Origin of the sequence: Nonomuraea deserti (assembly GCF_004348685.1) — a bacterium.
In the GTDB taxonomy this organism is placed as follows: domain Bacteria; phylum Actinomycetota; class Actinomycetes; order Streptosporangiales; family Streptosporangiaceae; genus Nonomuraea; species Nonomuraea deserti.
This window is the reverse complement of record NZ_SMKO01000024.1, coordinates 20,394-45,149: the sequence shown is the minus strand read 5'-3', so window position 1 is coordinate 45,149 and position 24,756 is coordinate 20,394. Positions and strand designations below refer to the sequence as shown.

Sequence of the window (24,756 nt, the reverse complement as noted above, 5' to 3'; positions counted from 1 at the left end):
CAAAACAGGGCTCAGGGAATGTCCGCCTCGATCGCCGTCGTCTGCGCGAAGGTCAGCACCGCCATGTCCTTCACGAAGGTGGTCTCGTGGGGATCGAGGAGCTCCCGCACATCGTCGGCGCGATCTCTCGTCGCGTCTGTCAGGACAGCGTGGGGGTTGTTCCCCGTACGAACGCCGTGCGCGAGGTTGTGCGGGTAGCCGAGGACGAGTGCGGCACCCTCGTACTCCTGGGGTGCGAATGTGATGTCGTGGTCGCGGCGCCGCAGCTCATCGACAGGAAGACCGGAGAAGTGAGCGCCGAATTCCGCTCCCTCGATATTCTGCGTTCTCACCGTGGGATAGAAAATCACACTGCCCACCGGCTCTTGCGGGGAAGCGATGTCGCGGTGGAGGAATCCTTCGTAGATCTGCCCGGCGCGCGCGATCACCCGGTAGAGGAACAGCGTCACGACTACGCGTTGCTCGTCGGATACGTCCGGGATCGCCAGCTGCGCCGCGAGGCGCACGATGCCGTCGAGGTGGGCGAACGCCGGCACCTCGGTCACGTCGGGGAGCTCGAGTCCCGGTTCCCCACGAGGCTCGAACTTGGTCTCGGACAGCGAGAAGGACGACTTGATGTCGCCGGCGACCAGCGCCGGAGTCTCGCCGCGCCCCAGGGAAGCGCGCTGGTAATTGTCCCAGCCTCGAAGCCGCGCGGCGACTTGTTCGGTTGATGACATTCGGAGACGATCGGTGATCTCGGAGAATACCTGCTGGAGGTGGCCAATCGAGGAACTGACCGGGCCCCCCTTCACCAGCCGCGCCATCGGCTCCGGGCTCTCCAAGTCGGGCTGAGCCATTACACACTCCTTCGAAGTAGTTTTGCAGCTGTGTCGGGCGAGGTAATGTAGCCACGCAAAACTCACCCATTACCGAAGCTGGAGATCGATATGGTAAGCGCAGGAAGTATTGCGGCATGACATCAATTCGACGCCCGATTCGCCCCCCCTATGACGGGGAGCCATTCCCTACCGTGACGCTAGTCCAGGCCTCGGCGGTCATCGACCGATACCAGCTCGACATAGATCCACGGAAAACGAAGCGGCTCAATTCGTCGGGCAACGTGCATTCGGTGTACCGGCTCGACGATAAGTATATCCTGAAAATACCGCGAGACCATCCGCGGGCGATCGGAGAAACACTCACTGCTTCAGTGGCGGTGCCGGCCGCCACTTCCGCCGGCGTACGGACCGGATCACTCGTCGTGTTCGACGACAGCCTGGAGATATTCAGCGTCCCGTTCTCGGTTTTCGAGTACGTGCGCGGCGACTCGGTGACCCCGTCCGCACAAGTCCTGCCGTCCGACGCGGCCGTCTGGCACGGCGTCGGACGTGAACTTGCGACACTCCACCACTCCGTGGGTCACGTGGACGATCCGAAGGGGTGGCTCGAGAAGTGGACCCGCCCTCTCGACCACGTCGCAATCCTGACAGGGCTCGTCGAAGCCGGCGTGGTGGCCGCGCACATGGCCGAGTGGTTCGACGAATTGTTGAGCGCCCTGAAGCCCTCGGTCAGCGGTGCGAACCGGTATCGGCGGTTCGTGCACGGCGACCTCAAGCCGGGGAACATCCTGCAGTTCGACGACCAGCTTCGCGCGCTGATCGACTGGGATGACGCGGGTTGGTTCGATCCGGCGATCGATTTCGCACAGATACCCCTGCACTTGGTCGACGTCGCTCTCGCCGGTTACCGAGCCGTCGCTCCGCTGGACGGGGACGACACGGCCGAGCAGCGGATCCTGTGGGACCACGTGATGACCGCGCTGACGGAGCTCTGGCGGCTTCGCATCGACATGGCCAAGATCTACCATCCCTGCCCCGGCGACGGGCTCGTCGAGGTGCTCGCCCTCGCCGTCGACGGCACGTCGTCGTTGCTCAAGTATTTCCCGGTTCGCCGGGGCCTGTCCCGGCAGGCGGCGCGGGGCTGACCGTGATCCGCCGCTGGAACCCTCACCCCGGCCGCTCGTGGGCGACCGCTTTCGCCGAACCTGAGCGGCCGGGGTGAGGAGTGTCACGGGGGATCTCAGGCGGATATGCGGGCTCGGAACCGGTCGGCGTCGACCACGGCGCGCTGGTGAACACCGTCGCAGAGCACACTGCCGTCGACGCTCTTGACGGCGAAGTCGAATCGAGGCGGCGAGCCGGAGCCGGCAGCGGTCGCCTCGATGACGACGACCTCGCCGACCCGGGCGGGTGCACGGTGGTTCATGACAACCTGTACGCCGACCGTCATCTCGCCAGGTGCCAGCTGCGGCTCCAGGAGATCAGCACACAGGCGCTCCACGTGGCCGAGGATGGCTGGGGTCGAAAGCACCTCGATACCGGGATTCCCCCAGCGCGAAGCGGAGTCGTCCGGGCTGACGGTTATTCGGCGTTCATTGCTGGTCATGGATACTTCTCCTGACATGTAGAGGCTCCCTCACGGCCACTGATCACGCCGGACCGGGGAGCCATGACCGTTGCTCGACGTCCGCTCAGCTGTCTACGGATGTTGTCGGCGCGACGTCGACAGCAGGTGGAGCCGCCGCTCGTAGTCAGCGGCTGTGGCGACGTCGGTTCCGACGGCGCAGTACTCGACCGCCCCGGACTGGGCGGTGTGGTCGCAGGTGAGGATGACGCCCTCGCCACGCTCGGGGTCGAACGCCAAGCCGGCCCGCTCCAGCGCCTCCGCGGCGCTCGAGAACGAATCCACCTTCAGATCGTTGTTGCTGATGAGGTACCGCCGTCGCAGGTAGTCGTCGCCGATGAGCGCCCGGCCAATCCAGTGGAGATGGGTGGAAGCGCCAAGGCGACCGTTGAACTCGTTGAGGACGACGACTTTGCCGTCGTCGGCCGCAAGCCCGTCGATATTGATGTACCCGCGATAGCCCATCGCGTGCACGACGTTGGCGAGTTCGAGCGAGTACCGTGAGAACTCGGCGTTGCACTCCTCGGAAATCAAACTCGGGGGTATCAGGAATCCGTCGAAGACGGGCGTCATCCGCATCTCCACGGTGTGGCGCATGACTGCGGACTCGCCGGCCAAGCTCACTTCACACCCCAACGAGATCGCGTTCTCCAGGTAGTGCTCGATGACGACGGGGTCGCGACTGTTCGAGCTGAAGCGCGGCCACTGCTCGCCCAATCGCTCCTCGACGGCGTGGCGGTCCGCGACGACGGTGAGGACAGCGGCTCCCAACTGAACGGTGTCCGCCGATGGCGTGAGGATCTCGTTGCCGTGACCGCCTTGGTGCGCGTCCTGTTTGACGATCACGGACTGTCCCGCCTCGATGAACGAGGTGACGAAGTCGGTGGCCTCGCTCACCGATCGGGTCACCAGGCCGTCCGCGACGGGGACGCCGGCTCCCCCGCAGAGTGCCCGAAACACACTTTTCCGGTTGATCAGGTCGACACCACCGGCCTCGCAGAACGCGGCACTCGCATCGTGCGACCCGATACCGACATCGCGGGCGAGCGACGCGATGATCTGGTCGTAGCAGTAGGGGACGATGCGATCGAGTCCCCGGCCGGCGATCATCGCTCGTAATTCGTCTACAAACCGGCCCTCCCGAAGTCGGTCCGCCGTCAACACGTCTTCGCCGAACCCGCCCGGCGGCGGAATGACGACGTCTGCCGATGTGATGGGCACACCCTTCAACCGGGAGGCGTAGCCGAGGAACTCGTCGCTGATAGGTTGCGGGCTGACGAGGAGGTCGCCGGGGTCCATCAACCAGACCAACCGACAGGACAGGTTTCCGCCGATCCGGCGCTCTTCGGGGTCGAACTGACTGAGGTCGCCGACAAGTGTCTCGTTGTACGAGTTCCCGACGTACAGGGTAGTCATCGTCACCGTCCTCAGACGCGCTCTGCTACGAACGATTGAGAGACCGCGCGGGTGAAGCGTGCGATCAGCATCTCGACCTCTCGGTCACGGATCGTCAGTGGTGGGCACACCATCACCGACTGCGTACGCGCATCGACGCCTGAGGGGTACACCAAAAGTCCGTTCCGCAGAGCGGCCTCGACGATCCGGCGATTCAACGGCGTGGTCGCGAAATCGACCGGGTTCTGCTCGATCCCCATGCCGAGGAGTAGACCTCGTCCACGTGGCGGCTGGAGGAAGGGGACCGACTCCGCGACAAGTTCCAGCTCTCCCCGAAGGAAGGTGCCCACCTCCCGCGCTCGCGAGACGAGCCGCTGGTCTCTCGTGTATTTGAGTACGGCGAGCGCCGCCGCAGCGGCCAGCGGGTTGCCGCTCATCGTGTGCCCCATCGACACGTCCGCCGCCGAGGCACCGGACAGCACGCGTTCCCCCACAATGCAAGCGCCAATCGGAAGGTAACCGCCGCTGAGGCCCTTCCCGGTGACCACGAGGTCGGGCGTGATACCGGACTTCGTGACGCCGAACCATTCACCGGTCCGGCCGAATCCGGTCATGACCTCATCCGCGATCAGCAGCGCGCCGACACTGTCACAGAATTCGCGGAGCCCGCGAAGCGTCCGGACATCCATCTCCGCCCCTCCGCTAGCTGCCCCTCCTACCGGCTCGAAGACGACGGCGGCAATCCGGGCTGGATCCACCCGTTCGAGGACGAGCAACCAATCCTCGAGCGAAGGGAGGATCTCGGCGTCGCGTGAGGATGACACCTGCTCCAGCTTCGCCACCCCGCCGAGCAGAGCCTCGAGGTTGCGGCGGCGAGGCGGATGTCCGGACACCGCGAGCGCGCCGACGGTCATGCCGTGATAGCTAGGCCGCTGCGAGACGATGATGTCTCGCCCGGTCCCGGCGTGGTGGTGCATGACGAGCCGGACTGCGGTCTCCATCGTCTCTGAGCCGGAATTGGTGTAGACGACCTCCCTGTACCCTGGGCCGGCGATCGCTAGGATCATGGCGGTCAGGTCTTCGACGGGCTGACTGCGGAATTGGCTGCGATGGGCGAACGTCACGAGCTGCGACTGCGCCGAGATCGCTTCGAGCACGTCGGACACACCGTGGCCGATGTTCACGCAGATCGTGCCGGAGCATCCGTCAACGTATTCCCGGCCGTCGGTGTCGACGATCATGACTCCATACGCCCGATCCACCATCGGCAGTGTGGATGCTCCCGCCATCACGTCCCTGACCCCCTCAGGCCTCGATCGAGCTCGCGGGACCGGTACGCACGCCGCACGTGGTTGAAAATGTTCTTCTTCTGCATCTCGTCCGTCCCGGCAGCGATCTTGAAGGCCACCGAGTCGCGCAGGTTGCGTTCTACTGCGCTGCCGGATTCGTAGCCCGAGTGGCCGAATGCCTGGACCAGGTCGAGCCCCGAGCCGACGAGACCTGTCGAGGCCAACAGCTTCGTCACCGAGGCACTGAGGCTGTATCCATCGTGCCGACCGTCCAGCAGGCCGAACGACCGATAGGCCAGCGCGCGGGACCCTTCAAGGGCCATGGCGAGCGACACAGCCTTTTCCTGCATGTACTGCTGCTCGCTCAGCGGTGCGCCGAACGCGTGCCTCGTCTCGAGCTGCCGGATCAGCGGCGCGAGCTGTGCCTCCAGCGAGCTCCCGACGATGATCCCGAACAGAATCCTGTCGTAAGCCAACGTGTCGTAGAGACAGGTCAGGCCTTTGCCGACGCCTCCGATCACCGCGTCGGCACGGACGCGCACGTCGCGGAACTTGATCGGCCCGGTGGGACTCGTCCGGAGTCCCAGAAGATCCTCACCGGGCCCGATCTCGACCCCTTCGACGCTGGTGCGCGTCACGAACAGGCTGAGTTCGAAAGCCCCGGGCTCAGTGTCAGTGCGAGCCGCGAGCATGACGACGTCCGCAACGGGCGCATTCGTGATGTGCGCCTTGCCGCCGTTCAGAATGAAGCCGCCGTCGGCTGCGGGGACCGCCCGGGTTGAGAACCCCCGGACGTCGGACCCGCCGGACTCCTCGGTGGACCCCGTGGCCGCGATGTCTCCAGATGTCAGACCCGGCAGCCACTTGTCCTGCTGCTCCGCGGTGCCGGCCGTCACCAGCAGCCGGATCAGTCCGCTCTGCGACGCGACGGACATGAGGAAGCCGAGATCATGCGCACCGAGCGAGAGGCCCTCCATCGCTGCCAGCCAGTCCCAGCCGTCCTGGGCGAGGCCTCCGATGTCCGCCGGCACCTGCAGCCTCCAGAAATCGGTGGCCGCCAACTCCTTCCAGACCCCCCGATCGAAGAATCCGTCTCGATCGCGGGCCTCGGTCCCGACCGCCACCAGATCGGTGGCGACCTCATGGAACCGCTCTCGGATCTCCAACTGACGCTTGTTCCACGTTATGTCCACGGCTCCTCCACTCTGGCACCCGGGTTCGACCATCTGATCAGGGTGCCTCCCCACGACATTCCGGCGCCGAAGGCTGCGAGCAGTACCAAAGACCCCTGTCGCAGCCGACCGTCCTTCACCGCCGCGTCGATACCGAGAGGCACCGACGCTCCGACGGTGTTGCCGAACACCTCGCCGGTACTCACATTCCGGTCCGCGGCGAAGCCCGCTTCCTCAGCGCATCGCGCCACGAGTTTGGGATTCGCCTGGTGACAGATCAGGTAGTTGACGTCCGCCACGGTGACACCCGCCATCTGCGTCACTGTGTTCACCAACTTCGGCAGTTTCTCGAGCATCAGCTCAGAGATTTCCCGGCCGCGCATCTTGAAGAGATGGCCGGCACTCTCGGGGGTCCGACCCGGCAGCGGAGGTGAGAAGCCGCCCACGGCGTAATCGCCTAGCGCGCCGTTCGTCGCGAGCTTCGTCGCCATGAACCCGCCCTCCTTGACCGGGCCAAGCACCACTGCCCCGGCCCCGTCTCCGAAGAGCGGCCAGGTCTGACGATCGAGCGGGTCTGTCATCCGCGACCAGAGATCACAACCGATGACCAGAACGAACGGCCGCTCGGCATCCACCCCGACCAGTGGCCGTGCGACCTCCAGCGCGAAGACGAACCCCGCACACGCTGCGTTGAGGTCGAACGCGAAGGCGTGTGTAGCGCCGAGGCGGTCCTGGACCCGGGCGGCGACCGCCGGGACCGGCGGGTCGGAACTGACCGTGGCCACGATGACGGTCCGCACTTCGTCGGGGCGGACACCGGCGGCGCGGAGGGCCTCCCGTCCTGCGCCGACGGCCAGGTCGGTGAGCGATGTCTCGGCGGGGGCACGACGCCGTTCGCGGATCCCCGTCGCACGCTCCGTCCACCCGGGCCTGGCATTGAGCGCCCGATCCATGTCGTCGCAGGTCACGACGGTGCTCGGCAGGCACGAGCCAGTGCCGATTATTCCCGTCGACGGCTCCGCCGCGGTATGGCCTGCGCGACCCTCCGACCGGCTCTTCGACCCGTGGTTCATCATCGCCACCCCCGTGCCGACTGCGCGCTGACGCTGCCCCGAGCGTTGACCTGGGTCTCCGCGAACTCCACGAGGTGAACGTTGGGGACTCGTGCCATCTCCGGGGTCCATGCGGCCCAGCCCGGCACCGGGTTCACCTCGATCACCGTCAGGCCGGACTCGCTCATGATGATGTCGACGCCGGCCATCGTCAGGTCCGTCGCCTTCACAGCTTGCAGGGCCAGGGACGCGAGTTCGTCCGACGGCTCGATGAGAGCGGAGCTCACCGGATCGTCGGCAAGGTCACCGGAGAAGGGCTTCCAGTCGTCGCCGGCGGTGTCGAACCGCGTGCAACTGGAGACCTTCGACCCGATGATGAGCACTCGGAAGTCGCCCTTGTGCGCCAGGTAGGGCTGGCAGAGGAGCGTGCCGTGGCGTTCGAGGAGTGTTTCGGTGAGTTCCAGCGCCGAGGTGGTCGGGCCTTCGAGGAGGCGCTCGACGTCGAGCCCTCGGTAGCCCAGAGCCGGCTTGACCACCACCTGGCCCCATGCGTCGAGCGCGGCGCGCACGTCGGCGGCGCTATGGCACTCCTTGGTCGGAGGGACGGGGATGCCGTGCAGCGTGAGCTGGTGGATCATGGCTCGCTTGCTTGCTGCTCTGATGTGCACTTCCAGCGGATCCAGGACGGTCACGCCTGGTTCGCCGTTGAGTAGCAGAAGCTGTTGGATCTTCTCCGTCCAGGGTGGCGTGCTGAGATCGCACCGACAGAGAATGAGGTCGAACTCCGACAACGGGGTCCCTTGGATGGTCGCCACCGCACCCGCGGGACCGGGATCACAGCGTAAGTCGTCGAGCTCGAACACCATCGCACTGTGCCCGCGTTCCCTGGCGACGTCCGCTATCCCGAGCGCTTCCGGTTCCGCTTTCTCCCACGCGAGAATTCCGAGCTTCACAGCGCCCACCAGAACGTGGGCACGTTGGTGACAGTGGTCATCAATATCCTCCATTCGCAGATGACTTACGCCGATCGCAGAACCCTCTGACCGGCTTCAGACAATGTCTGCCGCAGACAACACCAGGTGTGTTGCCGACGTCAAGGCGCGCACCGGTGCCCGACCTGCTCAGTCAGCAGTCGAGAAGAGAGGGTTAATCAGCCTGCGGCGTTCATACTCAACACCAGCACATATACAACGGTCGGCGATGACGAAGGTTCAGCTCCGGATCTCGTCTGTGCAACTGAGGATTCTCTTCAGTTGCACAGTTCAGTTGTACTGATCGGCCCGGACTTGGGAGCTCTCGATTTCGATCGCCGCCGGAATCGCGCCGGTTCGAGTGTTCAGACGTTCCGGGCTGCGTGCTCCGCGAGAATCGCTTGAAGATCGGCATGCCCCGGCTCCCACTCACCGACAGCTGCCTGCGTCGTCGTCAGTACGCTGTGTTCCAGGACGCCCCGCGTGCTGATGCAGCCATGCTCCGCCGTGATGATGCACGCGGCACCGACCGGGTCGAGCTTCTGGCGTATCGCTTCCACAACTTGGTAGCCGATGTGCTCTTGGACCTGCAGTCGCCGCGCATACCCGTGGAGCACCCGAGCGAGCTTGGACAGGCCGACGATGGGTGCTCCCGGTCGCGGGCGATACGCGACTGTCGAAGTGCCGGTGATCGGCAGCAGATGGTGCGCGCATGTGGAGGTCAAGCGGATCCCGCTGAGCACGACGAGGCCGGGATCCGACGGCCCGGTGAACGTCGCGTCCAGGTGCATGGCCGGATCGGTGTCGTATCCGGCGAGGCACTCGGCCCATGCTTCGGCGACGCGTCGGGGCGTGTCGTACGTATGCGAATCGCGCTCCACACCGAGCGCGAGCAGGAGGTCGGAAACACTCGACGCGACCTTGTCAATGTCAATCATTCAGTGACCCCTACAGTCTTGCCAGGCGAGAATATGCAGCCGGTGGGTAGCGTTGATGCCGGCATGCGCAGCCGCGTCCGCGATCGCGCGCCAGCGGCCGTTCAGCTCTTGTGCGGTCGTCCCCTCCGGCATCACCCAGACTTGACTGAGGGGCCAACCGGTTGTGCGAGCGATTTCGAGAGCGCCCGCGACATCGTCGGTCGAAGCGCACACCACCTTCAGGTGTGCGTTGCCGGATTCTGCGACCTCAACCCACCCGGTACGCAGTGCCGGATCGATGTTGCCGCGATGAACACCCGCATTTGCGAGTTTCGGTGACACCACGAATGTCTGGACACAGCCTCGAGTGGTCTCGTTCGGCACGATTGTTCCGTTGGTCTCGACATGGAGCGTGCAGCGGCGTGCTCTCAGCCCGTTGCACAGTGCGCGCCACGCAGGTCGATTCTGGTGCAGCAGCGGCTCTCCACCAGTGACGACGACAAGCGACGATGAGGGAACCTGGGCGAGAACCTCCTCTACCGGTGTCATTGGGATCTCGCGTCGCAGGTCGAAGCGCTGCGCATCCCAGGTGTATGCCGAGTCGCACCAGGAACACGAAAGATTGCAGCCGCCGAGCCGGACGAACCAGGCGCTTCGGCCGGCATACGGGCCTTCGCCTTGGATGGTCGGACCGAACACCTCGGAGACCGGCAGTGCCGGCATGCTGCCGTCTCCGGACTCGGGCAAATCCTGGTCAGCCTCGTCTGTCTTCACCTCGTAACCTCTGCGGCATTGACATGGGTTTCCCGCACCACGACCCGAGACACGCGCACACCTGGCCACCTCCGCGATCGGATGTATCCAGCTGTGACCCGGATGAGAAGCTCGGCGACGTTCTCAACCGTCGGATACTCGAGACCGACCGAGGGATCCGAATCGCCGAACACGAACACCTTGCAACCCGCCGCCTTCAAGGCCGACACCAGCTCGTCCTCGCGGCCCAGCATGGCCCCGTGATCGAGATTGCCGTCGATCCACTCCCGCAGGTAGCTCTTCAAGTCATGGAACTCCACAACTATGCCGTCGGTTCCAGTTTCGCCCGCGACGGTTGCCTCCACCCACCAGGAGTGACCGTGGAGATTTTGGCATTTTCCGCCCAGCTGCGGCAGACGATGCGCGGACTCGAAGTTGTGCCTAACAGTGATAGCGGTAGTCGCTGCGGCCTGCTGGATTTCACTGCGGCCGATCTCTTGCTCCTCCTCGCACCATGTCGCACCGCGTGCGAGTTTATCGGTTCTTCCATCCATCAAGCTCTCCTCCAGTTCGCACCAGGCTTCCGGTAAATGACGCGGAGAAGGTGCCGCCGACATTCACACGGCACATGTTCGCTCGTTCCCGCTATCGTGATGCGGCCGCAGGCAACATCACAAGAGACTCGTTGCCGACATGCCAACGCACAACGGGAATTTGATGCGGCCCACGCAGGTTCGATCGCACGTTGAATTACCCGTAAATGGCCAGGTCCCTTCAGTCGTAGATCGGTGAGGCCGCTGTAGTTGTCTGGGTCGTGGCTGATCGGGGGTGGTGGCCGCGCAATCCGGCGAGCGGCTCGGCGGGTTCGGTGGCAGGCGCGGGCTCGGGCTTGATGCCGGCGTCGCCAGGCCGGCCAGGCAAGCGCCCGGCGGAGCTGTTCGGCCGGATCGGACTGGTCGGCCAGCGGCCTCAACCTGAGCCTTCATCGCCAGCATTGCGCCGGCGACCTGGCAGCCCAGCACCACCGCCCCTCGGCGGTGGTGCCGATGACCTGCTGCAACCGCGCAGGACATGGTCACTACACAAACTGGGTTCGTGTGTCGTACGGCGCCCACGCGTCGTGCACCGCGACCCCACTGCACGCCGGCGGCGTCTATCTCGCCTCGGTGCCACATCTCTAGGTGGCGGAGATCGCCGTCTGGCCCAGTACGGCCTTCAGCGACGGCCGGGTACGGCCCCTATCCGCACGCCACCGCGCCCGCGGCGTGCCCATCCAACCCGACGTTCGTACGCTCAGGCATAGCCGGCGCCTGCATGGCGTCTAGGTGTCAGCTGGAGCTGGCCCTAGCTGCCGCCGGCGGGTAGACGTCGTCGAACATCCCCTCCTTGAGTCCTTCGAGATGGCCGAGGACCTCGTCAAGCCCGGTGACGTCGGCGTACTTCATATGGATGTCCATCAAGCTCACCTTGTGGGAAAGCACTGCTCGATCGAAGACCGCCTCATGCGGGATGGTGACACGAAGGTCGTAGGAGATGGCGTCCACGGCCGTGGCCCGTACGCAACCGCTCGTCGTCGTGCCCGTGATGATCAGCGAGTCGGTGCCGAGCATCGTCAGGTGACTCATCAGCGGTGTACCGAAGAAGGCCGAGGGCTTCCGCTTCTCGATGAGGATGTCATCGGCTTCCGGTGCGACCTCGGCGACGATTCGGTTGCCCATGTGTCCGTTCACGTCCACCGCCTCACCGCTGCGGGTGCTCTTCGACGTCCAGACGCCGAGGTCGAATCCATCCGGCCGCCGTGGGTTGGTCGTGTAGATCACCGGTAGCCGCTTGCGTCGGGCGACCTCCAGCAGCCGCGCGATCGCCGGTATCGCCGTGGTCCACGCGACCTCACCGCAGGAGTACCGCCAGCGGTTGATCGACTCAAGGATCGGCTCGGGCACGTCTCCGCAGAAGTTGTAGTTCACGTCGACGATCATTAGCGCCGGCCGTCGGCCGAAGCCTGCCCGACGTCCCCAGCCTGCGGCTTCGAAGACCATGCGGTCGGTCTTGCCGAGGACATCCGCCCAGACCTCGTCGTTGACAGCAGCATCTTCGTTGATGCCACCACCGTGGGTGTTGTCCCTCATCGCTCGACCTCCCCGAGCACGTCCGCACGCACGGAGGTGTACAGCTGGGTCTCCGCGCTGAAGCCAGGCCGGCTGAAGGCCGAACCGCTCCACCGGCGGTGCGACAGGTCGATGGCGGTCGGCTCCGCAATCGGGTAGGTGTGCGGTGCGCGCCCCGGGTACCGAGCCAGATACTCGCCCCGGGCTTCGGCTACCGGACGCATCCCCGGGGAGTCGTCGGCCCATTCGGCGGTGACCTTGCCACGCATGATCGTCTTGACCGGCCAACCGTGGAAGGAGTGGCCTTCCATGATCGACCATCCGGCTCGGGTGTTGATGTGTTCCTTGCCGACGGTGACCTCGCGTCCGGCGTCGACGATGACCATGTCCGCGTCGAAGCCGGGCAGCAGCGAGCCCTTGCGGCCCCAGAGGCCGCTGGTCTTGGCCGGGTTCTCGCAGCTGACCTGCACCAGGCGTTCCATGCTGATCCGGCCCTTGTGCACGCCTTCGGACAGGAGGACGGGCAGGAAGAGTTCGACCCGGCTGAAGCCGGTGCGGCAGTCCCAGATGTTTGGGTTGTACATCTCTTCAAAACTCGCCGGCTCCCAGCCGACCACGTGATCGGACCCGACGACGTCCACGGTGCCGTCGGCCAGCGCCTGCCACAGGGCGTCGATGTTCTCCCGGCGCCGCAACGGCACGTTGATCCGCCAGCCGTCCTCCGGCTGCGCCCACAGCCATGCCGGACCGGTCTGCGCGAAGATCCTCGCGCCTTCTGCGCGTGCCTTCGCCACCTCCTCGAAGCTGAGGCGCGTGGTGCAGTGCTGAAGGTACAGCGGAGGATTTCCCGGCGTCTGCTGCGCCAGATATGAGTAGGCCCGGATGTGCTGTGCCTCGAGGAAGTCGGGGGAACGGTCCGTCCAGGCGCCGAAGTCGGTGCGGTCAGCCGCGCGCAGACGGTCCTCGAAGACCCGGCCGATCTCCCAGTTCTCCGGGTGGATGTGCACCATTCCCGGGTAACCGAGGTGGGCCACTTGCTCCATCACCTGGTAGACGGTTCCGTCGTCGATGCCGGTACCGAGGCCTGCGCGCCGAGAAGGCCAGTTGCTGTCGTCCCCGTCCCTCATGGCCTTGAGGCCGCGCGTCTGCAGGTAGAGCTTGAACGAGGTGACGCCATGTCCCTCGGCATACTCCTGGATCTCGTGGGCCTGCTCATCGGTCTCGAGCATGTAGGTGAGGTAGGCATCGACGTGCGAAACGGTCTCGATCACCTTCCGAGCCGATGGGAACGCCTGATGGAACGAGACCACGTCGGCCCGGTTGACGACCTCTTGGAACGGTTCGGTACCCATACGCGTCACCGGCGCCTGGATACCCCAGGTGGTCACCCCGGCGCACGCCGCGGTCCGCGACTCGGTGCGCATGTCGTATTCGAAGGGCACGTAGCAGCCGGGGTGGGCCTCCGAGTCGACGATGCCTGGGAGGATGTAGTTGCCGAGAGCATCGATGCGGTCCTTCGCGGGTGGCAGCAACTCCTCGGGCGCGAGGGCGACCACCTTTCCGTCTTTGACGCCTACAGCCACGTTGTGGCGTCCATCGCCGAGGACGACCGTCCCGTTCGCTACGACCAGATCAAGGATTCCATCAGCCACGATATGTCCTCCAGTGAGTGCGCGATATGTGGTGAGTGCGAGGAACGTGACGGAACCTGCGCATTGACAGGGCGATACGCCGATCGGCGGGACGAAGTGCATTCGGGGAGGCGGATCGCCTTGTGTGATAAAGGGTTGAGGCCGCATGGCGAAGCGTTCCCGCCCACGGCTTGATGCGATCTCCTGGCGACAATACGGCGGTTCCTCGTCGAGCGCACGTGTGTGACGCTCAAACCAATCTGTCTCCCTGAGCCGTTTGTTCGACTGAGTATTATCGGCAGTTGAACAAGGATCTGACTCCCAGCTGCGGCTCATGCGTGCTCCGGCTGGCCATGGATGAGATCAAGAGGTAGTGCTGCTGGAACGGGCGTCGCCGACTATGCCCGTCAGTCATTGACGGCTCATGGGGACCGGGCGAAACGTCGGCTGGATTGGGCCGGAGTATCGCGAACCTTGCGTTCCAGCAGAAGCTGATTGCGCGATTCGCGAGGGTTGGATGGCGGTATCGGAGCGGGTTTCTTGACCGCTGGTGACTCTGCTCGACCCCGGTGCCACACTCCCGTAGACCGTACGATCTCGGCCGGCTCGGCGGTAGGGCTTGACCAAGTTCCGGGGGCGCGGTTGTTGGTGGTGCCAGGGAGCGGGAGTGCTCGTTAGGTAGTCGGCCTGCCGATCACGCATCCGCATTGCCGGCGCGTGCTGCTTTCGCATCCGCTGCGAGGTACGGGCCTCGGCGTCGTTGGCCCTGATCACCACGGCGCTGAGCCACAGCGGGACCTGCCCGGCCAGCGCCGGCTGCCGCCTTCCTGGCCGTCCGGGATATCGTCACCGTCCGGCAGCAGGCATGTTCGCCCCAGACGAACTCCACTCGAGCGCGGAGGCCGACCCGTCCCACGCGGAGGGCTCGCGCCGGGCCCACCGGTAGCATCCCGCCCCTGCGGTTCATCGCGTACGAGATCCGACGCCTGCTCGTCGCCCTGGCCGACCAGTCCGATCCGGCCGAACAGCTCCGCCGGGCGCTTGCCTGGCCGGCCTGGCGACGCCGGCATCGAGCCCGAGCCCGCGCCTGCCACCGAACCCGCCGAGCCGCTCGCCGGATTGCGCGGCCACCACCCCGATCAGCCACGACCCAGACGACTACAGCGGCCTCACCGATCTACGACTGAAGGGTCTGCCAAGTGCACGACGGAGATGCTGGTCCGAGATCGGCCCGCCAGTCGCTTCCCCACCCTGTGTCAGACCGCCCTCGCCTGAAAAACCGCCAATAGTCGCGGCATTTGTGCAAGAGGTGTAGTTGACATCATTTATTGTGCATGCCATGATCCAGAATCATCTCACCTGGAAAAGCAAAGCGGAATTGGTCTTGCACGAGAACTTCGACCTTTCCCCGTGATGCCGTGCATAATGGCCTTGCACTTGGAAGTCGGCATCCCGAATCCCGATCACACCCTTGGTGCTTGATATGGCGACTATGCGAATAGACAGAGAGCCCTTTGATTCATTTCCGCTTACCATCTCCGGATGGAGTTAGGTCAGCAGCAATACATCGAGGTCAATACTCATTTATAAAGTCCGGCGTCGGAGTTGATTTGGAGGTCAGCGACCTGCCGGCTCTGATATAGGCGCTGAAGCGGGTCTGCCCTGAATCTCGCTTCGGCGGGGAGGACGCGAGCCTCGCCTGGAGTGGAGAACTCGACCGGGCGTACGAACTCGTACGGGCGGTCAAATCACTGGCATACAGGCCGAGTGACTATGTTGCTATCATTGAGTTCCATCGGCGGTGCATTGCTGGCAGTGAGCGGAAATATCCTCGAGTTAGTTTCATTACAAGGCCCAGCGTCCGCAAGGAATCGGGCAAATACCCTGGGAATCTCCTGCCTATGGAGCGGTGACCATGCCTACATCTGTCAGCGGGATCGCCACCCGACAACTACGCCGAGAGTTCACCAGCAACGACGTTTCGACACGCGTGGCGGTTGATGATCTCGATCTCATCGTCAGGCCGGGTGAACTCGTGTCTATTCTCGGCTCCAACGGCGCGGGAAAGACCACGACAGTCCGGATGCTGACCGGTCTTCTTCTGCCCACAGCCGGGGAAGCAGTCATCGAGGGATACGACGTGGTGCGTGAGCGGCGAAAAGCCGCGCTGGCGTGCGGTTCGAGCCTCGGCGGAGATTCGGGACTCTATCCGCGCCTGACCGCGCTGCAGAACCTTGCCTTCTTTGGACTGATGTACGGCATGCGTGGACAGGCCCTCAAACGCCGCGCCGCCGAACTCCTTGACCATGTCAATCTCACCGATCGCGCGGACGAACCAGTCAGCACCTTCTCCAGGGGCATGCGTCAGCGGCTCCATTTGGCCAGGGCGCTGCTCCACAAGCCCCCGGTCCTCATCCTGGACGAACCCTCCGCGGGCCTCGATCCACACTCGGCGGCATCCATGCGGCGCCTTGTCCGCAGCTTCGCCGACGAGGGCCACAGCGTTCTGCTCACTACGCATGACATGCGAGAAGCCGAAGAACTCAGTTCGCGGGTGGTGCTCATGAAGGACGGATCAGTCCATACCGAAGCCACCCCTGCGGAGTTGCGTTTAGGGGCCGCACGCCAGCATGGTTTCGTCGTTGAGGTGATCTGGAACGGTTCCGATTCCACCGGTAACTGCTCAAATTGCCCCGGCTTGATGGACATCAAGCAGGATCGGGGGGTAACACGGCTGCGCGTCCGGGACGGCGGAATGGCAGTGCAATGGCTGCTCGCTGAACTCGGCGCTCAGATCCCGAGCCTGTCGGTCTCCCCGCCAACGCTGGAAGAGGTCTTCCTCAGTATGACCGAGGTCCGCTGATGTTCCCCACAGCCTGTCGGGCGGCAATCGATCAGATCAGAACCCAGGCCGTCAGCCCGATGTCCCTTCTCGCGGCTCTCGCGATGCCGGCGGTCTTCGCCTTCATCCTCTACAGCCACACCGCCACCCATACAGACGCCGCGACGGCAGTAGGAATAGCCGGCATCGGCATGCTGAACGCGGTGATCGTGGATCTCCTAGTATCTCTGTCAGGGGAGAAGAGGTGGAAAACACTGTATCCGGCGCTCAGCAGTCCGGGTGGGCTGATTCCCTTGGTGGTGGGGCGCCTGGTAGGAGTCGCCGTACAATCGCTCATCTCACTGCCGGGAACGCTGCTGATGCTGACCCTCATATGGGGGATGTCACCGAACTTCGACTGGAGCAGATGGTTCCTTGGTGGCCTGTGTCTTGCGGTCGCCACAACCGCCCTCGTAGGCCTGCTGTCGTATTCTCTACTGCGGTTTCCCTCCTCTCCCGGCATGACCAACGGGTTGACTGGAGTGCTCATCGCGCTTAGTACCCTACTTGTCCCAAGTACGGCGCTGCCCCCCTTCATGCAGCCCATCGCGTGGTTGGTGCCGCAATCCCACGTAATGGCATGGGTGCACGGCGGCGCTGTCGCAGAGTTGGCGACAGCGCTGTCGCAGAGCACCCTGATTTACCTCGTCATTCTGCTGTCCGTCAGGCGTGTCGAGCACGCGGCGCGCGCCCGTGCCATTCCGCTGGAGGCCTGACCCATGGACAACCATGTCGTCCGAGGGGCTTTACTGTCCTACCGAGCTCTGTTCACCTGGTCGAACCCGCTGGGCTACCTCAGCTCACGCATTGTCAGGCCCATCGGCCTGACCGTGACCTTTGGCGCGCTCAGCTCGCACTACGGAGCCGTCGTCGGCCCAACCTTGATCGGCGCCAGTCTGCTCGCTGGCGCCCACGCCGTGATCTACGGCATGGCATTGTCAGTGGGCAACGAACGTTCTTACGGGACCTTGGACATCTGGCTGGCGAGCCCTCAGAACAAACTCGGCGCCGTCTGCCAAAGAGCGCTACCACATCTTGTGGACGCTTTCATCAGCGGAATGATCACATACCTAGCGTGCTGTGCCCTGTTCGGCGTGCTTCCGCTGCCTGCCCAAACGTTCGCTTGGCTTCTCGTGCTGTCACTGATCAGCTCCTTTGGCTACGGGACGATGGTCAGCGGTCTGTCTATGACGATCAAAGATGTCTTCGTGCCGCCGAACCTTACATATCTGACGCTCATGGTTCTGTCCGGCGCCCTGGTCCAGGCTGACATGTTGCCTGGGCCCGTGCGGTCCGTCTCGGCTGTCTTCCCGCTCAGCCACGTCATGCAGGGCATCGAGGAGCCCGATGTTCTCGGAGCCGTGGGCGGAGAGGCGGCGGTCGGCCTCCTGTGGTTCACAGTAGGAGCCCTGGTCATCCACCGTGCGGTGCTTCACGCGCGCCGATGACCATGTCCCAGACCCCCCGCGCCGTCCGGCCCGGGGTCGTTGACGAGTGCTGAGAGGAGGATCCCATGGAGGACATCTTGGAGTTCGACGCCGTGGACGCGGTTGACGCCGTGGACGCGGTTGACGCCGTGGACGCGGTTGACGCCGTGGACGCGGTTGACGCCGTAGACGCGGTTGACGCCGTGGACGCCGTGGACGCCGTGGACGCCGTGGACGCCGTGGACGCCTAATCGGTCGCTTTCAACGGGGCGTGAATGCGGTAAGCGTTCGCGCCCCTTCTATGGATTACGAGGCAAATCGATGGCCTATCGCGAAGAAAAGCTCGCCACTGCTCGAACTGCAGTCGCTACCTTCATCGCAGACGCTCAGTTGGACTCCGTCTATCTCGCAGGCAGTCTCACCGCTGGACTTGGCAGCCCCACCAGCGATGTTGACGTGTTCGCCATCACGTCGGACTCCGAGAAGACCGGGGTACGGCAGGAGCCGCTTGGCGGGCAACGTCTGGATATCGAGACCTATACCGCTGAATGGTACGAAAATACGCTACGAAAGCTGGCCGATTGGGAACTCAGCCGTACCGACCTGCGGTCCAAGCAGCTGAGCGAAGAACAGCTAGACGTCCTCATACGGATGCGCCAAAGCGAAGTCATCAAGGACTCCCCCCGTCTGACAACCTTCCGCGACCAGCTCCTGCGTAACGAAGACAAGCTCCGCCAGATGGTGCTGTCAGCGTGGGCGGTCGAGGCCAACGGGCACCTGTCCGACTTCCGGGGTGCGCACCAGGACGGTGATATGGAATCGGCCGCCCTCATCGGGCAGGTCCTGATGCTGTGTGCCGGCAAAGCGGTCGCCGCGGCAGCGGGGGATCTCTACTACGGTCACAAGTGGGTGCATTGCCAGCTCCGCCGATCCGCAGGAGCGGCCTTCCCACTCCACCGGTTCTCATTCCTCCAAACGGGGGCGTGGGCGCGCGAGGACTACACATCGGGCGCCACCGAGTTCGCGACCTTCACGCAGACGCTGATGGCAGCGGCCCAGATCCTCGGGTGGGAGGGCACGCACCTGACTGAATGGCCGTTCTGGATCGCCGGGCCGGAAGGCTATCGACGGAACCCCGACTTCACCACAATCCACCTGACCCAGGGCGTGCTGCTGAACGACGAACTGAAGAGGCAGTTCGTCGTTCAGCCTCATGTGGCGTTGATCTGGAGCCTGTGCAACGGCCGTCCGGACGAGGAGATCATCGATGCAGCCCTCCACCTGGAACCCTTCACAGTCGGCGCAGAGCAAGTGCCGCTGACGGCCGGGCGAGTTCGTGGGATCCTCAAAACCCTCGACGAGCGAGGCCTGATCTCCCGGACACAGTTTCGATGATGGCCGAGGATCTGGAGGGCTTCGAGTCCTCGCTGATCGATATCGCCGCACACTGGTGCGAGGAGGGTCTGCGGCTTGGAGCCGAATACGCCCAGGCCTTCGTCGAGGCTGGTGCCGACCTCCGATGGGAGTCGCGACTGCGCGGTCCGGCGGTCTCGGCCACCGCAACCTCGGTGAACCGGCGGTATGGCGTCGGTCTCCTCTTACGTCGCGCGGGAGTCTGGACGTACAGCTGCGCGCCGTTGCACGAGCCACAGACTCTGGCGGAGAAGATAAGCGCCCTCTGCCCCGGCACTCCGCGGATCCCCTCGCCGTGGCGCGGCCGCAGTCCGTTGGAGACGGTGCCCGCTACCACAGCCCGACCGCTGACCGACGAAACCTGCGTGACGCTCCAGCCCAACACAGCGGTCCGGTTCATTCAGGATTTCTTCCGCCAGCACCGTGTGATCGTGGACTCTGCCGGTACCCGACGAGCGCTGCGGGTAGGCGGCGGCCGCCGACGGGCCATCGCCACCGTGTTCGACGGTACGGCGACTGCTCGTGCCTTCACTCGGAGTAACAACCCGCACTGGGAACCGGCTAGCGCTGAGACGAGCTTTGTCGAGTCAGCCGCACACCTGATCAAGTCCGCTGCCGACCAGGCTCGTGCCCTTCTGCGATTCCGCTCTATGGGACACAAGACGACCCCTGTCGTGTTCGGGCCCAAGACCGGCGCGGCGTTCCTGCACGAGCTCATCGGTCACGCGTTGGAGGCGGACAACCTTGCGAAGAACTCGCCCTACTCAGTCGGCCTCATGGGCGAACGGCTCACAAGGGCATCTCTGAATCTGCTGGACGACCCGTTCCTTCCCGACGGGATGGGTAGCCGCGCGGTAGACGACGACGGTCAGTTCTGCGCCCCTACGCCTCTCGTGACCGATGGGACAGTGGTCGGTCGACTCACCTGTGCCAGGCTCGACTCCCCGAGTGGCAGCGGGCGCCGGGAGAGTTATCGCCACGCTTCCCTGCCTCGAGCCTCCAACACCTCGGTTCTGGGCGGCGAGGATAGTGTGCCGTCCCTACTACAGCCGTGCCCTGGGTCGGGGTTGCTGTACATCTCGTCGCTCGGATCGGGTGAGTTCAACCCCGCGCGAGGGGAGTTCTCCTTCTCCGCAGCGGCGGCCCACTATCTGACCTCCGCGGGAGAAGCCGTGCCCCTGAAGGACGTCAACCTGTTCGGAGACGCACGGGAGGCCATAGATCGCCTGGCAGGCATCGCCGACGACGTCGAGGGTGACAACGCGACCTGCGGGAAGCAAGGACAGTCGGTCCTGATTGGGCTCTACTCACCGACTATGCGCTTCGACCGCCTCGATTGGCACTGCTGACATGAATTACGACGAGCTGCTCAACGCGGCCACCCGGAACTCGCTGTGTCTGGTGGAGCTGGTTCGGCCGGGCGAACGGATCCAGGTGGTGTCCACCGCACGCCTGCGCCGCGCGCATACCGTCTCTCCCCGCGGGGTTCGGTCGAGGACCCCGCAGAGCGAAGGGTTCACCCTGCTTGGCCTGGCCCATGATGGGCGAGACGTCCATATCGGTCAGGACGGTCTCGCCGCGCACGTCGGCGTCGAACTCGTAAGTACGGCACGCGAGCTCGCGCCCCATGGTCGTGCGTACCGCGACCGGACGCCATCATGGTCTCCCCACCGGTGGGATCGGGACCGGTTCCTGGATCAGGAGTTGGGCACCAACCCTGCCGGAGCGCTGACCGAACTCCAGGCGAAGCTCACCTACTGGGCCACCGAGACTGCTCATCGTCAATGTCTGGACATGAAGGTCGTCAAGTGTGCCGTCACCGAGCATGTGACCGCAGAGGCCTTCGCCTCGTCAGACGGGTCTGCCGTCGGTTTCGCGCAGACGTGGTCCGAGGTTCGGGTCTTGTACGAGCTGGAAAAGGGGGGCAGGACATTGCGGCTGTGGGCGTCCCGGCACACGGGCAGGCTCCAGGATCTCCACGTGGAAGATCTCACCGTGGAGGCTGCCTGGCGAGGAGGCGCCTTGTTGGCACCAGTAACGGACGAGAGATCGGCGGACGATCTCGTCCTCTCTCCCCGTCCGTCCGCCACCGTCCTGCGCGTCCTCGTACAGGACATGGTCGAGCGGGAGCAGCCGATGATCAATATGATGGCCGATCTGCCCTGCTCTCTAGTCGACGATCCGCATGCCGCTCTCGGCGGTCATTCGCGCCCCTTCGACCATGAAGGGATCTCCACGCAGGCGACGGTCCTGCTTGACCGCCACGGCCGGCGGACGGAACTGAACGGCAACGCCGTACGCTCTGCGGCCAGCCTCACCCCCGAGTACTTCCCGTCCAACGTCCGTCTCGAGGCCGATCCCTTCGACGTGCCGGTGGAGTACACGGGCCTGCTCGGCTACGGCACCCGAGGGGAAGGAACACAGGGGATGCGGGCGGGGGATCGCATCACCTTCCGCGTCGACGTCGCCCGCGTCCAGCAAGGGGAGGTTGTGTCGCGGAATGCTCCGGTGGTCTTCTCGGCCACCGCGCTGGACATCCTTTCCGCGATCACGGGGGCGAACGCGGCCCTATGTTACTTCCCCTGGCGCGACTACTCCACCGCTGGATCATGGCTGCGGCTCACCCCGTCTTTCGCGGTGTGAGAGCAGATGCGGGGGGATGCACCCCATGGAGGACGGCATCGACATCGAAGACTTCTCAGCCGTTGTCGCTCTCCCTGCCTCCTGGCTGAGCGTCCCGACTCGACCGAGCAGCGGCTGTTCCTGGTAGCCAAGGGCCCCAACCGGGTGACGACCACTCACGGCAGCCGGGCTGCGCACGATCTTTCCGCTATCACCGCGCCGTCATCGGATCACCGCTGGTCATCCTCACGCGCTGCGGCACACCTTCGGCACCGCACCGGCCGAAGCCGGACCCGCGTTCCGCAGATGTGTAGTGGGAAAAGCACACAGATCTGGGCTGTGAACTGCGGGAACACTTGCGGGCGCGCTGATGCGGCGTGTCACTAGGCGTGAGTGTTGTGCCTGGTCAGCCGTCTGTGGCTGGGATGGCTTCGACGATCTTCTTCGGGGTCGGGATGTCGGTGGTCTCGATGATGCGGATCACCAGCAGCGCCAGCCAGCACAAGATGACGTGTGCGCGGATGCGTTCCTCCAGCCGGTGATGGACCGGGCGCAGGTCGATGACCTGCTTCATGTCGCGCCGGCCCCGCTCGACCTCCAGCAGTTGCTTGTAACCGACGGCGATGTCCTCGGCCGGCAGCTTGGGGTCGGAGCAGCGCAGCAGGTACTTGCCGTCCAGGTTGTCTCGGCCTTGACCTTCGCGGCGTCGATACGCAGCAGCCCGTTCGGGGTGGTGCGCAGATACCGGTTCAGGCCGGGCTCGGTGGAGATGACGCCGCGGAGTTCGGCGCGTTTGGTGGCGCTGAGCGCGTCGGTGCCGGCGATCACTTCCTCCAGTTGGGCGATCAGACGCCGGCGGATGGCGGCGTTGCGTTCGGTGCCTTCGGGGTTGAAGCAGATCACGAACCGGTCGGCCTCGCCGATCCGGACCTCTTTGACCTTCAGATTCCCGGCCACGTCCTGGTAGCGGCCCTGGCGCGACAGCGCGGCCTTGGCCTCGGCCGAGCCCGAACGCAGCCGCTCGCCGATGATGCAGTGGTGATCGCCCTGGCGCAGGTAGCGGCGGTTGTCAGCAGAGGCGAAGCCGCGATCACCGACCCACACGATCTTGGACAGGGTCCAGTCCCGCATGTCGTCCTTGACCTGGCGGATCAGGGCGGTGTCGGTGGTGTTGCCGGGCCAGGACCCGCCGTCCCGGGCACGACCTATGCAGACGAGCACGTTAGAGGTCCAGACGCAGACCTGTCGGCCCGGGACGGCGGCGGGTCCGCGTCAGGGCGGCGTGCGCGACCGTGCAGTGTGAGCCCCGTCACGTTCGCCGGCCGTCCCGACGCGCCGGACTCATTCGTCGATGAACTGTAACCGCCACTGCGGCAAGAAGGCCACCATGGACGATCGCTCCTGCTACGTCGGCAAACGGATAGGGCCAGATGGCGCGGCCGAACTGGGAGGGAGGCCCGTGCACAACCGCCGAAAGGCCAGAGCGAGTGTCCGCCACCACGACGAACTCCGGGCCGCCCCGAAGCCATCCTCGCCAGCGAGACTCTCCGCCTGTCCGGCATCGACGAGGACATCAACACCAGCGACCTCCACCAGGCCCTCAAGCCGCGCCTGCTGCCATGGACCGCGCGCCACCGAAGGCGACGCGACATCCGGCGACTGCTCGCCAGCCCCGACGTCGTCGTGGGCAGTGTCAGCGCCGTCACCGAAACCGGTGCCCTCGTGGTTCTCCCGGCCGGCGGAAGCCAGTTGCCCGCCTGCTCCGGCGGCGCCGCTCACGCGATCTGGATCGCCGGCGCGCAGAAGCCGGTGGCCGACCCGAGCGCAGCCCTGCGCCGTGTGGAAGAGCACGCCCTCCCCTTGGAAAGCGTCCGAGCTCAGAAGGTCTACGGGCAGCCCGGTGCCGTCAACCGCATGCTCATCCTCAACGCGCAACCCCACCCCGCGCGGCACCGTTCTGCTGCTGCGCCAAGCCATCGGATTCTGACACCACCAGCAGTACACGCCGCCCGTCCCCCTCCACACCACCGACATCCATCGCCTCAGGCCCTTTTAGATACAGCCACCAGACCTAGACGTTCAGTGAAGCGCTGCTGGTGCGGACGCACCCTGCGGCACCCTTCGGCAGGAGCCCGATGCCGTCATCCATCACGTTCGCAGGAGAGAGGAAACGATGAGAGATCTGCAGACTATCGCCGACCGCGTCGAGATCGAGGCGCTGCGGGGCGAACACGTCGACGCGGCAATGATCGGCGACTACGACCGTTTCGCGTCGCTGTTCACCCGGGACGCGGTGTGGCGGATACCCCCCGCCAACGTCGAGTTCGCCGGGCGGAAGGAGATCCGCGCCGGTATCGAACGACTGCAGGGTGCGTGGGAGTTCTGGGTGCAGAACGTGCACCCGGGCACGATCCAACTCGATGGTGACACCGCGACCGGCCGGGAATCCATCTTCGAGATCGGTCGCCAGCGCGACGGCAGGTCGGTCGTCATGTACGGCCTGTTCCACGACCGCTACCAGCGCACCCCGGATGGCTGGAAGTTCACCGAGCGCGTCCTCGAGCCCAGGTACCTCGACACCACTGCGCTGACGGGTTCGCCTCATGTGACCTGGGACCCCGCCGGCCCAGAGGCCGCAAACACCTCCTCTGCGGAAGAACCCGATAACCACGGCTGAACC

Annotated in this window: 21 protein-coding genes and 2 pseudogenes; 10 read left to right on the top strand and 13 right to left on the bottom strand. The window is 64.9% G+C overall.

Going from position 1 to position 24,756, the window contains the following annotated elements:
• Positions 1–11: 11 nt before the first annotated feature.
• Complete coding sequence (locus E1292_RS12760; RefSeq protein WP_132595336.1) at positions 12–839, bottom strand: hypothetical protein; 828 nt, start codon at positions 837–839, stop codon at positions 12–14.
• Positions 840–1,012: 173 nt separating this feature from the next.
• Between E1292_RS12760 and E1292_RS12755 the strand changes: the two genes are divergently transcribed.
• The gene (locus E1292_RS12755) at positions 1,013–1,966 is read left to right on the top strand and encodes a phosphotransferase enzyme family protein (protein ID WP_165974501.1); all 954 of its coding nucleotides are present in this window, start codon (positions 1,013–1,015) and stop codon (positions 1,964–1,966) included.
• Positions 1,967–2,061: 95 nt separating this feature from the next.
• Here the strand turns inward: E1292_RS12755 and E1292_RS12750 are convergent, their stop codons facing one another.
• The 11 genes from E1292_RS12750 to E1292_RS12700 form a co-directional block, all read right to left on the bottom strand.
• A complete protein-coding gene (locus tag E1292_RS12750; RefSeq protein WP_132595332.1) occupies positions 2,062–2,427 on the bottom strand; it encodes a thioesterase family protein in 366 nt (121 codons plus the stop codon).
• A 93-nt stretch (positions 2,428–2,520) separates the two neighbouring features.
• Positions 2,521–3,861, bottom strand: coding sequence for a preATP grasp domain-containing protein (locus tag E1292_RS12745; RefSeq protein WP_132595330.1), 1,341 nt, complete (start codon positions 3,859–3,861; stop codon positions 2,521–2,523).
• A gap of 11 nt (positions 3,862–3,872) precedes the next feature.
• On the bottom strand, positions 3,873–5,105 hold the full coding sequence (locus tag E1292_RS12740) for an aminotransferase family protein (RefSeq protein ID WP_281284017.1): 1,233 nt from the start codon (positions 5,103–5,105) through the stop codon (positions 3,873–3,875).
• A gap of 23 nt (positions 5,106–5,128) precedes the next feature.
• A complete protein-coding gene (locus E1292_RS12735; protein ID WP_132595326.1) occupies positions 5,129–6,322 on the bottom strand; it encodes an acyl-CoA dehydrogenase family protein in 1,194 nt (397 codons plus the stop codon).
• Positions 6,313–7,374: a 3-oxoacyl-ACP synthase III family protein gene (locus E1292_RS12730; RefSeq protein WP_281284019.1), complete on the bottom strand. Its 1,062-nt coding sequence runs from the start codon at positions 7,372–7,374 to the stop codon at positions 6,313–6,315. The genes E1292_RS12735 and E1292_RS12730 overlap by 10 nt, the downstream gene beginning before the upstream one ends.
• The gene (locus E1292_RS12725) at positions 7,374–8,360 is read right to left on the bottom strand and encodes an ATP-grasp domain-containing protein (protein ID WP_132595322.1); all 987 of its coding nucleotides are present in this window, start codon (positions 8,358–8,360) and stop codon (positions 7,374–7,376) included. The genes E1292_RS12730 and E1292_RS12725 overlap by 1 nt, the downstream gene beginning before the upstream one ends.
• Positions 8,361–8,689: 329 nt before the next feature.
• Positions 8,690–9,262, bottom strand: coding sequence for a GTP cyclohydrolase I (gene folE, locus E1292_RS12720; protein WP_132595320.1), 573 nt, complete (start codon positions 9,260–9,262; stop codon positions 8,690–8,692).
• Entirely contained in the window at positions 9,263–10,015 is a 753-nt protein-coding gene (locus E1292_RS12715) for a 7-carboxy-7-deazaguanine synthase QueE (RefSeq protein WP_220446794.1), read from the bottom strand.
• A complete protein-coding gene (locus tag E1292_RS12710) occupies positions 10,012–10,548 on the bottom strand; it encodes a 6-pyruvoyl trahydropterin synthase family protein (RefSeq protein ID WP_132595318.1) in 537 nt (178 codons plus the stop codon). Before E1292_RS12710 ends, E1292_RS12715 begins: the two co-directional genes overlap by 4 nt.
• Before the next feature lie 774 nt (positions 10,549–11,322).
• Complete coding sequence (locus E1292_RS12705) at positions 11,323–12,123, bottom strand: isochorismatase family protein (protein WP_132595316.1); 801 nt, start codon at positions 12,121–12,123, stop codon at positions 11,323–11,325.
• On the bottom strand, positions 12,120–13,754 hold the full coding sequence (locus E1292_RS12700) for a dihydroorotase (RefSeq protein WP_132595314.1): 1,635 nt from the start codon (positions 13,752–13,754) through the stop codon (positions 12,120–12,122). Before E1292_RS12700 ends, E1292_RS12705 begins: the two co-directional genes overlap by 4 nt.
• Positions 13,755–15,648: 1,894 nt before the next feature.
• On the opposite strand from E1292_RS12700, the gene E1292_RS12695 reads away from it, so the two are divergent.
• The 7 genes from E1292_RS12695 (at position 15,649) to E1292_RS12670 (ending at position 22,097) form a co-directional block, all read left to right on the top strand.
• Positions 15,649–16,596, top strand: coding sequence for an ABC transporter ATP-binding protein (locus E1292_RS12695; RefSeq protein WP_132595312.1), 948 nt, complete (start codon positions 15,649–15,651; stop codon positions 16,594–16,596).
• Positions 16,596–17,330, top strand: coding sequence for an ABC transporter permease (locus tag E1292_RS12690; protein WP_132595310.1), 735 nt, complete (start codon positions 16,596–16,598; stop codon positions 17,328–17,330). Before E1292_RS12695 ends, E1292_RS12690 begins: the two co-directional genes overlap by 1 nt.
• Positions 17,331–17,333: 3 nt before the next feature.
• On the top strand, positions 17,334–18,062 hold the full coding sequence (locus tag E1292_RS12685) for an ABC transporter permease (RefSeq protein WP_132595308.1): 729 nt from the start codon (positions 17,334–17,336) through the stop codon (positions 18,060–18,062).
• A gap of 65 nt (positions 18,063–18,127) precedes the next feature.
• Positions 18,128–18,292 carry a hypothetical protein gene (locus tag E1292_RS12680; RefSeq protein WP_165974498.1) on the top strand — a complete coding sequence of 55 codons (165 nt, stop codon included), beginning with the start codon at positions 18,128–18,130 and terminating at the stop codon, positions 18,290–18,292.
• 70 nt (positions 18,293–18,362) lie between these two features.
• Entirely contained in the window at positions 18,363–19,436 is a 1,074-nt protein-coding gene (locus tag E1292_RS51000; RefSeq protein WP_165974497.1) for a PqqD family protein, read from the top strand.
• A complete protein-coding gene (locus E1292_RS12675) occupies positions 19,436–20,803 on the top strand; it encodes a TldD/PmbA family protein (RefSeq protein WP_165974496.1) in 1,368 nt (455 codons plus the stop codon). Before E1292_RS51000 ends, E1292_RS12675 begins: the two co-directional genes overlap by 1 nt.
• A 1-nt stretch (position 20,804) precedes the next feature.
• Positions 20,805–22,097, top strand: a complete 1,293-nt coding sequence (locus E1292_RS12670; protein WP_132595304.1) for a hypothetical protein — start codon at positions 20,805–20,807, stop codon at positions 22,095–22,097.
• Between the two features lie 385 nt (positions 22,098–22,482).
• Here E1292_RS12670 and E1292_RS12665 read toward each other — a convergent pair.
• Positions 22,483–23,264: pseudogene (locus E1292_RS12665) on the bottom strand (IS1634 family transposase); the annotation flags it as partial.
• A 495-nt stretch (positions 23,265–23,759) separates the two neighbouring features.
• On the opposite strand from E1292_RS12665, the pseudogene E1292_RS55725 reads away from it, so the two are divergent.
• Positions 23,760–23,900: pseudogene (locus tag E1292_RS55725) on the top strand (LUD domain-containing protein); the annotation flags it as partial.
• Between the two features lie 349 nt (positions 23,901–24,249).
• Positions 24,250–24,753, top strand: a complete 504-nt coding sequence (locus E1292_RS12655) for a nuclear transport factor 2 family protein (RefSeq protein WP_132595302.1) — start codon at positions 24,250–24,252, stop codon at positions 24,751–24,753.
• The last annotated feature ends 3 nt before the right edge of the window (positions 24,754–24,756 follow it).